The 14477-nt window shown below is 64.9% G+C and carries 9 protein-coding genes; all 9 read left to right on the top strand.

Going from position 1 to position 14477, the window contains the following annotated elements; genetic code table 11:
• Positions 1-3: 3 nt before the first annotated feature.
• Positions 4-3615 (top strand): urea carboxylase, encoded by a 3612-nt coding sequence (uca, locus tag BLT66_RS03925; protein ID WP_092755907.1) that lies wholly within the window; start codon positions 4-6, stop codon positions 3613-3615.
• On the top strand, positions 3612-5414 hold the full coding sequence (gene atzF / locus BLT66_RS03920; RefSeq protein WP_092755905.1) for an allophanate hydrolase: 1803 nt from the start codon (positions 3612-3614) through the stop codon (positions 5412-5414). The genes uca and atzF overlap by 4 nt, the downstream gene beginning before the upstream one ends.
• A gap of 100 nt (positions 5415-5514) precedes the next feature.
• Positions 5515-6798: a DUF445 domain-containing protein gene (locus tag BLT66_RS03915; protein WP_092755903.1), complete on the top strand. Its 1284-nt coding sequence runs from the start codon at positions 5515-5517 to the stop codon at positions 6796-6798.
• 63 nt (positions 6799-6861) lie between these two features.
• Positions 6862-7920: a S1/P1 nuclease gene (locus BLT66_RS03910; protein ID WP_092755902.1), complete on the top strand. Its 1059-nt coding sequence runs from the start codon at positions 6862-6864 to the stop codon at positions 7918-7920.
• A 155-nt stretch (positions 7921-8075) separates the two neighbouring features.
• Complete coding sequence (locus BLT66_RS03905; protein WP_218922550.1) at positions 8076-8930, top strand: gamma-glutamyl-gamma-aminobutyrate hydrolase family protein; 855 nt, start codon at positions 8076-8078, stop codon at positions 8928-8930.
• 28 nt (positions 8931-8958) lie between these two features.
• Positions 8959-10332, top strand: coding sequence for a glutamine synthetase family protein (locus BLT66_RS03900; RefSeq protein ID WP_092755898.1), 1374 nt, complete (start codon positions 8959-8961; stop codon positions 10330-10332).
• 22 nt (positions 10333-10354) lie between these two features.
• A complete protein-coding gene (locus BLT66_RS03895) occupies positions 10355-11752 on the top strand; it encodes an aspartate aminotransferase family protein (RefSeq protein ID WP_092755896.1) in 1398 nt (465 codons plus the stop codon).
• A gap of 348 nt (positions 11753-12100) precedes the next feature.
• Positions 12101-13276 carry an extracellular solute-binding protein gene (locus BLT66_RS03890; RefSeq protein ID WP_092755894.1) on the top strand — a complete coding sequence of 392 codons (1176 nt, stop codon included), beginning with the start codon at positions 12101-12103 and terminating at the stop codon, positions 13274-13276.
• An 88-nt stretch (positions 13277-13364) separates the two neighbouring features.
• Positions 13365-14471 carry an ABC transporter ATP-binding protein gene (locus tag BLT66_RS03885; protein WP_092755893.1) on the top strand — a complete coding sequence of 369 codons (1107 nt, stop codon included), beginning with the start codon at positions 13365-13367 and terminating at the stop codon, positions 14469-14471.
• Positions 14472-14477: the final 6 nt, after the last annotated feature.

Genomic DNA, 14477 nt, shown 5'->3' with positions numbered 1-14477 from the left:
CCCATGTTCGATACCGTTTTGATCGCCAACCGCGGCGCCATCGCCTGCCGCGTGATCCGCAGCCTGCGGGCCTTGGGCCTGCGCTCGGTGGCCGTGTATTCCGAGGCCGATGCCGATTCACTGCACGTGGCTATGGCCGATGCCAGCGTCTGCATCGGCCCGGCGCCGGCCGCGCAAAGCTATCTGGACCCGCAGCGCATCCTCGACGCGGCGCGGGCCACCGGCGCGGGCGCCATCCACCCCGGCTACGGCTTTTTGTCCGAGAACCCGGACTTCGCCCAGGCCTGTGAAGACGCCGGCATCGCCTTCGTCGGCCCCACGCCGGCGCAGATGCGCGCCTTCGGCCTCAAGCACACCGCCCGCGCGCTGGCCGAGGCCCAGGGCGTGCCCTTGCTGCCCGGCAGCGGTCTGCTGGCCGACCTAGCCCAGGCGCAGAGCGAGGCCGCGCGGATTGGCTACCCGGTGATGCTGAAGAGCACGGCCGGCGGTGGCGGCATCGGCATGCGGCTGATCCGCAGCGATGCCGAAATGGCACCAGCCTTTGAGGCGGTGCAGCGTTTGGCGCAAGCCAACTTCAAGGATGCCGGCCTGTTCCTGGAGAAGTTCGTCGAACGTGCGCGCCACATCGAGGTGCAGCTGTTCGGTGACGGTAAAGGCCAGGTGGTTTCCCTGGGCGAGCGCGACTGTTCGGCCCAGCGGCGCAACCAGAAGGTCATCGAAGAAACCCCGGCGCCCGGCCTGTCGGACGCCACCCGCGCCGCCTTGCAACAGACCGCCGTGCGCCTGGCCGAGGCCGTGAACTACCGCAGTGCCGGCACGGTGGAATACGTGCTGGACGCCGACACCGGCGCTTTCTATTTCTTGGAGGTCAACACCCGCCTGCAGGTGGAGCACGGCGTGACCGAGCAGGTGACCGGCGTGGACCTGGTGGCCTGGATGCTGCAGCTGGCGCGGGGCGATGATTTCACGCTGGATGTGCCTGCGCCGCAGGGCGCATCGATCCAAGTGCGCTTGTATGCCGAAGACCCGGCGCGCAACTTCCAGCCGTGTGCTGGTGGTTTGACCGAAGTGGTTTTCCCTACAGATGCGCGCATCGAAACCTGGGTCGCGACGGGTAGCGAAGTACCGCCCAACTACGACCCGATGATCGCCAAGTTGATCGTCACCGGCAGCGACCGCGCCGATGCCGTCGCCAAGCTGCAGGCCGCCCTGGCGGCCACGCGGCTGGCGGGCATAGAAACCAATCTGCGCTACCTGCGCACCGTTGCCGTCGCCCCGGTGTTTGTCGATGGCTTGATGGTCACGCGCAGCCTGGCCGATCTGCACTACCAGCCGCAGGCGCTGGAGGTGCTGGACGCCGGCGTGCAGACCACCGTGCAAGACCACCCGGGCCGCGTCGGCTACTGGGCGGTCGGCGTGCCGCCGAGCGGGCCGATGGACGGCCTGGCGATGCGCCTGGCGAACCGGCTGGTTGGCAATGCGCCGGATGCGGCGGCGCTGGAATGCACACTCAGCGGCCCCAGCCTGCGCTTGCATGCCGATACGGTCATTGCAGTCTGCGGCGCAGCCATGGCCGTCAGCGTAGACGGCCTGGCACTGCCGCTGTGGCAGTCGCACATGGTCAAGGCTGGCAGCGTGCTGAAGCTAGGCGCGGTTCAGGGCGCGGGCGCGCGCACCTATCTGGCGCTGCGTGGCGGGCTGGATGTGCCGTTGTACCTGGGCAGTCGCTCCACCTTCACCTTGGGCCAGTTCGGCGGCCACGCCGGACGCACGCTGCGGGTCGGCGACATGCTGCACATAGGCGTGGATGCCGTTGTCGAGCCGTTGGCGGCTTTGCCGGCCCAGGTGGTGCCGGTCTACCAGAACCACTGGGACATCGCCGTGCTCTACGGCCCGCATGGCGCGCCGGATTTCTTCACCGATGCCGACGTGCAAATGTTCTTCGGCACCGCTTGGCAGGTGCACTACAACTCCAGCCGCACGGGCGTGCGGCTCATCGGCCCCAAGCCCGAATGGGCGAGGCGCGACGGCGGCGAGGCGGGGCTGCACCCGTCCAACATCCACGACAACGCCTACGCGATCGGCGCCATCGACTTCACTGGCGACATGCCCGTCATTCTCGGCCCCGACGGCCCCAGCCTGGGCGGCTTTGTCTGCCCCGCTGTGGTGTTGGCCAGCGAGCGCTGGAAGATGGGCCAGCTGCGCCCCGGAGATACGGTGCGTTTCCGCTGCGTCACCGCCGACGAAGCCCTGGTCCTGCACGCCGCGCAAGAGCGCCGCATTGCCGATCTGGCCTGGAGCCCGCCCGCGATTGCGCAGCGCAGTGAAGCGGTAGGTTCGCCTATCCTGGCCCAGCGCGCCGCGCAGGGCGAGCGCCCGGCGCTGGTGCTGCGCCAGGCCGGCGACCGCTATGTATTGGTCGAGCTGGGCGACGCGGTGCTGGACATCGCGCTGCGGTTGAGAGTGCACGGCCTGATGCAGTCCCTGCAGGCGCAAAACCTGCCTGGCATCGTCGACCTGACGCCCGGCATCCGTTCACTTCAAATACATTTTGAGCCGCTGGCGCTGGATGTATCTGCGCTGATAGCTGCGATTTTTGTAGCAGACGATGCGCTGGGCGATACCGACGACCTGGTCGTGCCGTCGCGCACCGTGTACCTGCCGCTCAGCTGGGACGACAGCGCGACGCGCTTGGCGATCGAGAAATACATGCAGTCGGTGCGGCCCGATGCGCCCTGGTGCCCGAGCAATATCGAGTTCATCCGCCGCATCAATGGTCTGGACAGCATTGCCGAAGTGCAGCGGACTGTGTTCGACGCGCGCTACCTGGTGCTGGGCCTGGGCGATGTCTACCTGGGTGCGCCGGTAGCCACGCCGCTGGACCCGCGGCACCGCCTGGTGACCACCAAGTACAACCCGGCCCGCACCTGGACGCCGGAGAACGCCGTCGGCATAGGCGGCGCCTATATGTGTGTCTACGGCATGGAAGGGCCGGGTGGCTACCAGTTCGTCGGCCGCACCTTGCAGATGTGGAACCGCTGGCGCGATGCATCCAGTGGCGCACCGGCTTTTGAGCCCGGCAAGCCTTGGCTGCTGCGTTTCTTCGACCAGATCCGTTTCTACCCGGTGGGCGAGGAAGAGCTGCTGCAGATCCGCCGCGATTTCCCCGCTGGCCGCTACCCGCTGCGGGTGGAGGAGGGCACGTTCAGCCTGCACGACTACCGCAGCTTCCTGGCCGACAACGCCAACGACATCGCCGCCTTCCGTGCGCTGCAAGGCAATGCGTTTGAGGAAGAACGCGAGCGCTGGCGCGTGGCCGGCCAGGCCGAATACCTGAGCGAACCCGAAGCGATGGACGCTGCTGTCTCGCAAGACGACCTACCCCCCGGCGCCCGCAGCGTGGCCAGCGCCGTTCCCGGCAGCGTGTGGAAAGTCTTGGTGGCCGAAGGCGACAGCGTGGCCGAGGGCGATGCGCTGCTGGTCATCGAGTCGATGAAGATGGAATTCACCGTCGCCGCGCCCTGTGCCGGCACGGTGTGGCGCCTCGCTTGCCGCGAGGGCAGCGGCGTGGCGGCAGGGCAGGACGTGGTGGTGATCCAGGGAGCACAAGCATGAACAAGACAGATATTCCCCTCAGCCTTGGCGCGTTGCAGCAGGCCTACCGCGACGGCAGCCTCAGCCCGTTGCAGATGGTGGAGCAGGTCATCACCGCCATTGGTGACGACCCGCATAAAGCGTGGATTCACCGCATCGACGCCACAAGCTTGCGTGCCCGCGCCCAGGCCTTGATGGACCGCGGCGCCGAGGGCCTGCCACTGTGGGGCGTGCCTTTCGCCATCAAGGACAACATCGACCTGGCCGGCGTGCCCACCACCGCTGGTTGCCCGGCCTACGCCTACATACCCGAGGCCAGCGCCTTCGTGGTGCAACGCCTGCTGGATGCGGGCGCCATCGCCATCGGCAAGACGAATCTGGACCAGTTCGCCACCGGTCTGAACGGCACGCGCTCGCCGTATGGCGCCTGCCGTAATTCCTTCAACCCCGACTATGTGTCGGGCGGCTCCAGTGCCGGCTCGGCCGTGTCAGTCGCGTTGGGCCATGTGAGTTTTTCGCTGGGCACCGATACCGCCGGTTCCGGCCGCGTGCCGGCGGGCTTCAACAACCTGGTTGGCCTGAAACCCAGCCTGGGCCTGCTGTCCACCAGTGGCGTGGTGCCGGCCTGCCGCTCGCTGGATGCGGTGTCGATCTTCGCGCTGACGGCCGACGACGCGCAGCAGGTGTTCGCCGTCGCCCATGGCTACGACGCACAGGACGCGTATGCGCGGCCGGCGCAGCCGCACGGCCATGACTTCGGCCGCGCCGTTCGGCCACGCCTGGGTGTGCCGCGTGCCGACCAACTGCAGTTCCTGGGCGACAGCGGCTATGCCCAGTGCTTCGAAGAGGCCCGCGCCCATGCATTGGCGCTGGGCGCCGAGCTGGTCGAGATCGACTTCGAGCCCTTTTTTGAGACCGCGCGCTTGCTCTACGAAGGCCCGTGGGTCGCAGAGCGCTACCAGGCCATCCGCGCCTTCATTGACGCGCAGCCGGATGCGGTGTTTCCGGTGACCCGCGAGATCACGCTCGGCGGCGCCAAGCCGCTGGCCGCCGATGCGTTTGCCGCCCAGTACAAGTTGCGGGCTTTGGCGCAACGTTGCGCCGTCGTCTGGGCCTACATCGACTGCATGCTGCTGCCGACCGCGCCGACCATCCACCGCATAGACACAATGCTGGCCGAGCCGATCGCCCGCAACAGCGACTTCGGCGTCTACACCAACTTCGTCAACCTGCTGGACTACGCGGCCATCGCCGTGCCCGCCGGGTTCCGCGTTGATGGCCTGCCGTTCGGCATTACCTTCGTGGCGCCGGCGCACCAGGACCAGCCGCTGCTGCACCTGGCGCAGCGCTGGCAGCAGAGCCTGCAGGGCAGGGCGGCGACGCTGGGCGCCACTGGCCATGCGGCAGTCACGTTTACAGCGACCAAGGCTGTCCCGTACGGCCAGATCCAGGTAGCGGTTTGTGGCGCCCATCTGCAAGGCCAGCCGCTGAACCCGCAGCTCACCAGCCGCGGCGCGCGACTGGTGCAGCGCACCACGACGGCACCCGAATACCGTCTCTACGCCTTGCCCGATGGCAAGCGCCCAGGCCTGGTCCGTGTGGCCGAAAGTGGTGCCGCCATCGAAGTGGAAGTGTGGGAGCTGCCCGGCGCGCAGTTCGGCAGCTTCGTGGACGGCATCCCGGCGCCGCTGGGGATTGGCCGGACTTTGCTGGCCGATGGCACATCGGTCGCGGGCTTCATCTGCGAACCGTCGGGGTTGGACGGTGCGCGCGACATCACCGCCTTTGGCGGCTGGCGGGCCTACAAGGCGCAGGCATGAAATTTAAATAAAACCGGCCGCCAGCGCATATTCCAGCTGCGCAAGCTGCTATTAAATTTGTATCAGAATGTGCCGTGGTGGGAGCGGCTATGCTCCGACCATGGCATCCATCCCTGATCCCCGCCGCCAGTCTTTACGCCGCATGCAATGGTTCGCCATCGCGCTGCTGCTGGCTTCGCTCTGCGGCCTGCTGCTCAGCCACTGGATGGGCGGGCTGGGGGGCTGGGGTTGGCTGCGGGCGTTTTGCGAAGCATCGGCCGTCGGCGCGCTGGCCGACTGGTTTGCGGTGGTAGCACTGTTCCGCCATCCGCTGGGGATTCCGCTGCCGCACACGGCCATCATTCCGCAGAGCAAGGAGCGGATTGCCGACAGCCTAGCCGACTTTGTGCGCGACCATTTTCTGGACCCGAAAACCCTGTTGGCCAAGCTGGCCGTGCTGGACCCGGCGCAGCGCCTGGGCGAATGGCTGCGCGACCCGGCACGGGTGGGCTTTTGGGTGCAGGAGGCGCGCGGCTGGGCGCTGGGCACTTTGAACATGTTTGATGACGAGCGCATGCAGCGCGCCACCCTGGAGCTGGTGGTGGCGCAGGCGCGGCGTTGGGATGCTGCGGCCACGGCCGGCGAGGTGCTGGGCCTGTTGACGCAGGGCGGGCGCCACGACGCGCTGCTGGATGCCGGGCTGGTCAAGGTGGGCGAATACCTGGCGCAGGACGAGGTGAAGGCCACCGTGGCGCAGCTGCTGCTCAAGCATGTGCGCAAGGAGTGGCCCAAGGTGGTGGGCATGGTGGACGCGGTGGCCTCCACCTCCAAAATGGCGGACAGCATGGCCGAGAAGCTCAGCGCCTCGGCGCTAGAGGAGTTGCGCGAGGTGCTGGCCCAGCCCGAACACCCGGTGCGCCTGCGCTATGAGGCCTGGCTGAGCGAATACATCACGCGTCTGCGCGACGACCCGGCCCTGCGCCAGGCCTGCGACGACTTGAAGGAGAAGGCCCTGACCGACCCGGCACTGCGCAATTTCGTCGCCTCCTTATGGACCGACATCAAGCAGCTGTTGCAGGCCGACCTGGCCGATCCGCAATCGGCCATCGCCCGCAACCTGGAGGGCGCGCTGCGCACCGTGGGCGAGCGGCTGGCCAGCGACGCCAGCCTGCGCGAGGCCATCAACGAACATGTGATGGCGGCTGCCGGCCAACTGGCGCTGAGCTTGCGCTCGGGCGTGACGGCCCATATCTCGCAGACCATCAAGGGCTGGGACGACCGGCAACTGGTGCAGGAATTGGAGCTCAGCGTGGGCCGCGACCTGCAGTTCATTCGCATCAGCGGCACCCTGGTGGGCGGCTTGGCCGGCCTGGCGATCCATGCTGCCGTGCTTTGGGTGGCGTAGTAAAAAACTGTTTCAGCGCTTATCCCTGGCGCGTAACGTGCTTTTAAATTGATAGCATACGGAATGGATGCAAGAAAGAAGAGACAAGGGTGGACGCTGGGTTGGCATGCGCTTGGCGCGTGCTGGCTGGCATGGCTGGCCCTGCTGCCGGCACCCGCCCGGGCGTGGGGCCACCAGGGCCATGCGGTGGTGGGCGCGATTGCCGACCAGCTGCTGACGCCGCAGGCCCGAGCGGGGCTGCAACACGACCTGGGGCTGCGCCTGGCGCAGGCCGGGCCCTGGGCCGACTGCGCCAAGGGTGTGAACCTGGGCGCGCACGGCTTTGAATACGCGGTGGACGAGCGCTGGGCTTCGCCGGCCTGTGCGCGCTTCGAAACGCCGGCCGGTATCCGCGCCATGCAGGACTTCGTGGCCCGCAACTGGGACAGCTGCGGCCAGCGGCGCGATTGCCACAAGGTCTACCACTACACCGATGTGGCCTACCAGCGCGACCGCTACAAGATGGGCTTTGTGGGAACCAACGATCACGACCTGGTGCATGCGGTCAACGCCGCCATCGCCCAGCTGCAGGGCCGGCCGGTGCCGCCGCCGTTCAACCTCAAAACCCGGGCCGAAGCCTTGCTGTTGCTGGCCCATTGGGTGGGCGACCTGCACCAGCCGCTGCATGTGGGCGCGCTGTACCTGGACGCCGACGCCCAGCCCATCGACCCGGACGCGCCCGGTGGCTCCGCGGCTTTTGAGACCCGGGGCGGCAACAGCATTGAGCTGGCGCGCGGCGGCAATCTGCATGCGCTGTGGGACGATATTCCCGACGGCCTGCGGGCCGACGCGATTCCGCCCCGCATGCTGCAGCAAGCGCGGGCGCTGCGCTTGAGCCGCACCCCGCCCGCGCGCTGGGCACAGACCTGGGCCAGCGATACCTTGCGGGTGTCGCACCTGGCATTTGACGGCCTGTCGCTGAGCCCGGCTGCAACGCCCAAGGGCGGCCGGATCTGGACCGCGGTATTCGACGACGAAGACGCCTACCGCGCCCGGCGCGAGCAGCTGCAAACCCTGCAGCTCAGCAAGGCCGGCGCCCGGCTGGCCCAGCTGGTGAACGCGCTGTATCCGGCGCCACCATGAGCCCGTATTTGTAGATAAAAAGTGCCTCTGGCGCTTATGCTATTTGCGCAAGCAGCTATAAAAATAATAGTGTGCAGGGCGGCCGCAGTGGCTCGTTTAGGTTACAGTGAAGCCTCATCGGATCGGTAACCCATTCTTCTGAACAATGGCTGGGCATGACATCCACTCCAGACACAAGCACTTCTGATGCATCTTTTTCGCGGCGCCCGCTGGTGTGGCTGCCGATGGACCACCGGCAAAACCGCAGCGGTGACGCCGACAGCTCCCTGCCTTATCTCTATCTGGGCGACAAATACGCCCGCGCCGCGCGCGATGGCGCGGGTGCCCAGCCGGTGGTGTTTCCGCTGGCCGATGTGGGCCAAATTCCGGCCTTGCTGGCCTTGGTCGACGGGGTGATGCTGACCGGCTCGCCGTCCAATGTGCACCCCTCGCATTTTGACGAGGCCGTGGCCGACCCCAGCCTGCCGCTGGACCCGGCGCGCGACACCTTGACCTTCGCGTTGGTGCGCGAGTGCATTGCGCAGGGCGTGCCGCTGCTCGGCGTGTGCCGCGGTTTCCAGGAGATGAATGTGGCGCTGGGCGGCAGCCTGCACCAAGCGGTGCAGCAACTGCCGGGCATGCTGGACCACCGCGAGGACGAAACCGCGCCGCTGGTCGAGCAATACGGGCTGAGCCATAGCCTGTACATCGCCTCCGATTCGGCCATGGCCGGCTGGGCGGGCGGCACGCAGACGCGGGTGAATTCGCTGCACGGCCAGGGCATTGCGCGGCTGGCACCGGGCTTGCGTGCGATAGCCCATGCGCCCGACGGCCTGGTCGAGGCCTTCGAGGTCCGCGGTGCGGCGGCTTTTGCCTACGCTGTGCAATGGCACCCCGAGTGGCGGTTTTGGGAGAACACTTTTTATACAGCGATATTTGCGGCCTTTGGCGCCGCCTGCAGATCACGTAGCAGTGAAAAAACGGCTTACGCAGCGCTCGATCCCCTGGAGCGGGCGCTCCGTAAGTCATAGCAACCTAACCTCAACGGAGCAATTGCCTATGGCTGATGTCAAAAAAGAACACATGACCTTCAACGACCTGGAGAACTGGCTCAACGAGCGCCGTGTCACCGAAGTCGAATGCCTGGTCCCCGACCTGACCGGCGTGGCGCGCGGCAAGATACTGCCGCGCGAGAAGTTCACCGAAGACCGCGGCATGCGCATCCCCGAGGCGGTAGTCGCCATGGGCGTGACCGGCGAGCTGCCGTCGCAGGGGCCGTACTACGACGTGGTCAACCCCACCGACCGCGACATGCAGCTGCGCCCCGATGCATCTACCGTGCGCATCGTGCCCTGGGCCAGCGACCCCACAGCCCAGGTGATCCACGACTGCTATGACCGCGAAGGCAAGCTGGTGCCGTTTGCGCCGCGTAGCGTGTTGCGCCGGGTCTGCGATCTGTATGCGGCGCTGGGCCTGGAGCCGGTGGTGGCGCCCGAGCTGGAGTTCTACCTGGTGGCGCGTAACACCGACCCGAACACCGTGCTGCGCCCGCCGATTGGCCGCAGCGGCCGGGCCGAGACCTCGCGCCAGTCCTACAGCATTGACGCGGTGAACGAATTCGATCCGCTGTTCGAAGAGCTGTACGACTACTGCGGCAAGATGGAGCTGAACGTGGACACGCTGATCCACGAAGCCGGCGCCGGGCAGATGGAGATCAACTTCTTCCACGCGCATCCGCTGGGCCTGGCCGACGAGGTGTTTTTCTTCAAGCGCACGGTGCGCGAAGTGGCTTTGCGCCACGACATGTACGCCACCTTCATGGCCAAGCCGATTGCCGGCGAGCCGGGCAGTGCCATGCATGTGCACCAAAGCCTGATCAACAAGGCCACAGGCAAGAACATCTTCAGCAACGACGACGGCACGCCGTCCGAGGCCTTCTTCCACTACATCGGCGGCCTGCAGCGCTACCTGCCGGCGGCCATGGCCCTGGTGGCGCCCTACGTCAACAGCTACCGCCGGCTGTCGCGTAACACCGCGGCGCCTATCAACACCGAATGGGGTTTTGACAACCGCACCGTGGGCATACGTTCGCCGATCTCCAGCCCCGAGGCGCGGCGCATCGAGAACCGGGTGATCGGCGTGGACGCCAACCCGTACGTGGCCATGGCCATGACCCTGGCCTGCGGTTACCTGGGCATGCAAAAGAAGATCAAGCCCAAGGCCGAGATGAAGGGCGACGCCTACCTGGCGCCGTACTCGCTGCCGCGCAGCCTGGGCGAGGCGCTGGACCTGCTGCGCAACGAGCCCGATCTGCACGAGATCCTGGGCAAGGAGTTCATCACCGTCTACACCGAGATCAAGGAGCTGGAGTTTGAAGAATTCATGAAGGTGATTTCGCCTTGGGAACGCGAGCATCTGCTGTTGCACGTTTGATCTTCATCCACAGAAAACGCCTATGACCAACACCATCGATACCGCCCAAATCCAGTCGCTGGACAGCGCACACTTTCTCCACCCGTTCACCGACTTCAAAGACCTGAATGCGCGCGGCGCCAAGGTCATCACCAAGGCCGAGGGCATCTACATCTGGGATTCCGAAGGCAACCGCCTGCTGGACGCGATGAGCGGCCTGTGGTGCGTGAGCGTGGGCTATGGCCGCAAGGAATTGGCCGATGCCGCCCACCAGCAGATGATGACGCTGCCGTACTACAACAGCTTCTTCCAGACCACCAATGTGCCGGCCGCGACTCTGGCCGCCAAGCTGGCCAGCCTGGCACCCAAGGTGGATGGGCGCAGCTTCGAGCATGTGTTTTATTCCAGCAGCGGCAGCGAGAGCAACGACTCCAACGTGCGCATGGTGCGCCGCTACTGGGACCTGCTGGGCCAGCCGCAGCGCAAGGTGATCATTGGCCGCCATAACGGCTACCACGGCAGCACCATGGCGGCGGCCTCGCTGAGCGGCATGTCGTACATGCATGCCCAGGGCGATCTGCCGATTCCCAACATCACCCATATCGAGCAGCCGTACTTTCTGGAAAACGCCGAGCCGGGCGAGACAGCCGATGCCTTCGGCCTGCGCGCCGCCGGCTGGCTGGAGGCCAAGATTCTGGAGGTTGGCCCCGACAAGGTGGCGGCCTTCATCGGCGAGCCGGTGCAGGGCGCGGGCGGGGTGATCATTCCGCCAGCTACCTACTGGCCGGAGATCCAGCGGATTGTCGACAAGTACGGCATCTTGCTGATCAGCGACGAGGTGATCTGTGCGTTTGGCCGCCTGGGCCACTGGTTTGCCTACGAGAAGTTTGGCTACAAGCCTGATCTGGTGACTTTTGCCAAAGGCGTGACCAGCGGCTACATCCCGCTGGGCGGCGTGTTGGTTGGCGACCGCGTGGCCAAGGTGCTGATTGAAAAAGGCGGCGAGTTCAACCACGGCTATACCTACAGCGGCCACCCGGTAGCCTGCGCGGTGGCGCTGGCCAACATCGCCATCATGGAGCGCGAAAACCTGCCCGAGCGGGTGCGTACCGATCTGGGGCCGTACTTGGCATCCAAGTACGCGGCTTTGAACGAGCACCCGCTGGTGTCGCATGCCGAATCCTGCGGCTTTGTGGCCGGGCTGGTGCTGGTAAAGGACAAGCGCACCGGCGAGCGCTTCGACCCCAGCCTGTCGGTCGGCATGCTATGCCGCAAGCATTGCTTTGCCAACGGCCTGGTGATGCGCGCCGTGGGCGACCGCATGATCATTGCCCCGCCGCTGGTGATGACGCACGCCCAGATCGACGAAATGGTGGCGCTGATCTTGCTATGCCTGGACCTGACCTGGCAGGAGCTTAAAACCGCCGGTCACGTGCAATAAGAACGTGTTTAAGATCTCTTTAGGGTCGCGTTGGGGTGCAATCGGGATGAGTTGGTTGTCGGAGACCGCAGCATGGGCTCTCTGCCCATGCAAGGGCTACGACGGACAAATCGCCCGATTTCACCCCAACCCGAAGGGCAGGTACCTTTTCGGGCGCTCTGCGTCGTTACAAAACCAGCCAAGGCAGAAGCCTTGGCTTGGGTTTTGCGCCTAGCAGCGCATCCCGAAAAGATACCTGCGCGACCCCAAAGAGATCGTAAACACGTTCTAAGATCGATTCGCTTTATACAATCTGGCCCGGCCTCTTTTTCCTTACTTATTACAGGTTTTTTTGGAGTTACCAACACTATGAAACAGCAAGCACTGGTTATTGCGCTGTCGGCAATTTTGCTGAGCGCCTGCGGTAAAAAAGAAGAGGCCCCGGCGGCCGCTGCGCCGGCTGCCGCGCCGGTGGCATCGGCTCCTGCCGCACCCCCACCACCCCCCGCCAATACCGAAGAAAAGGTATTGAACGTGTACAACTGGCCCGACTACATCGCGGCAGATATGGTGGCCAATTTCGAGAAAGAAACCGGCATCAAGGTCAACTACCAGACCTTTGAGAACAACGAAGGCCTGCAGGCCAAGCTGGTGGCCGGCAATAGCGGTTTCGACATCGTGGTGCCCGGCGCGGTGTTCGCCAAGTCGCAAATCGACGGCGGCCTGCTGATGAAGCTCGACAAGAGCAAGATCCCGAACCTGGCCAACCTCGACCCGACCATCATGTCCAAAGTGGCCAGCGTAGATGCCGGCAACGACTACCTCGTGCCCTGGGCCTGGAGCTACACCACGGTGGCCATCAACAAGGCCAAGGTTGCCAAGGCCCTGGGTTCGACCCCTCTGCCCGACAACGCCTGGGATCTGGTGTTCAACCCCACCTACACCTCTAAGCTCAAATCCTGCGGCATTGCCTACCTGGATTCGCCTACCGAGGTGATCCCGCCCGCACTGCACTACCTGGGCAAGAACGCTTATTCCGCCGAAGTGGCCGACCACAAGGAAGCCGGCGCCATGCTGGCCAAGGTGCGCAAGGACATCCGATTGTTCTCCAGCACCATGATCGACGATCTGGCCGGCGGCAAGGCCTGCGTGGGCCTGGGCTGGGCGGGTGACATGAACATCGCCAAGGCGCGCGCCATCGAGAACAAGAACGGCAACGACATTGAAGTGCTGGTGCCCAAGAGCGGCGGCCTGATCTTCTTTGACAACCTGGCCATTCCCAAGGACGCGGGCCACCCGAACAATGCCATGATCTTCATGGACTACTTCCTGCGCCCCGAAGTCTCGGCTTCGTTGACCAACGAGCTGACCTACCCTACGGCCAACAAGGCCAGCCTGGACAAGGTCAAGCCTGAAATCGCCAACGACAAGACGATTTTTGTCGATGCCGACAACATGGCCAAGATGGTTTCGCCCACCAGCCTGAGCAACGAAACCCGCGAATCCATGAGCAACGTCTACACGCTGTTCAAGAAAAGCAAATAAGCGGTTGTGAGTGACAGGCCGTGCACCGTCTTTACCGGGGTGCACGGCTTTTTTTATTGTTTATTGATTGCTGCGGGGATACAGCCTTATGAATTTGCCCAAACTTCGTCCTGAAGGTTTTTTGCGCACCGAGAACCTGGTCAAACGCTTTGACGGCGTGGCGGCGGTGGACAACGTCAGTTTGTCGATCCAGAAGGGCGAGATTTTTGCGCTGCTGGGCAGCTCGGGCTGCGGCAAATCGACCCTGCTGCGCATGCTGGCCGGTTTTGAAACTCCGACCTCGGGCCAGGTGATCCTGAATGGCGTGGACATCGCCAAGATGCCGCCGTACGAGCGTCCCATCAACATGATGTTCCAGTCGTACGCGCTGTTTCCGCATTTGAATATCTGGGACAACATCGCCTTCGGCCTGAAGCGCGAAGGCATGCCCAGCGCCCAGATCAAGACCCGCGTGGACGAGATGCTGAACCTGGTGCAGCTCACCGACTTCGCCAAGCGCAAGCCGCACCAGCTGTCCGGTGGCCAGCAGCAGCGCGTGGCCCTGGCCCGCAGCCTGGCCAAGAAACCCCAGCTCCTGCTGCTGGACGAACCCCTGGGCGCATTGGACAAGAAGCTGCGCGAGCGTACCCAGTTCGAGCTGGTCAACATCATCGAATCGGTGGGCGTGACCGTGGTGATGGTGACCCACGACCAGGAAGAAGCCATGACCATGGCCTCGCGCATCGCCGTGATGAGCAAAGGCAAGGTGCTGCAGGTCGGCACACCCAAAGAGGTTTACGAGCACCCGGCGAACCGCTTTGTGGCCGACTTCATCGGCAATATCAACCTGTTCGACGGCCAGCTCAGCGTCGACGAACCCGACCGCTGCGAAGTCACCACTGAGCAGGGCGTGGTGCATATCGGCCACGGCATCAGCGGCACCCTGGGCATGCCGCTGGCGGTGGCGGTACGGCCCGAGAAGATACAGATTTCCAAAGACAAGCCGGCCGATGTGGCCATCAACCTGTTCCACGGCACGGTGCGCGAGATCGCCTACTTCGGCAGCTACAGCTCGTACATCGTCGAGATGCCCGGCGGCCGCCGCGTGAAGGTGACCGAGGCCAACCAAAGCCGCCACGACAACAGCAACATCACCTGGGACGACAAGGTGTTCTTCTGGTGGGACGATGCCGCCCCTGTGACCCTGACCCAATAGGAGCAC

It is taken from the genome of Rhodoferax sp. OV413, assembly GCF_900104385.1.
Classification (GTDB): domain Bacteria; phylum Pseudomonadota; class Gammaproteobacteria; order Burkholderiales; family Burkholderiaceae_C; genus Rhodoferax_B.
The sequence above is the reverse complement of the archived record's forward strand: the minus strand, read 5'-3'. Positions and strand labels throughout refer to the sequence as shown.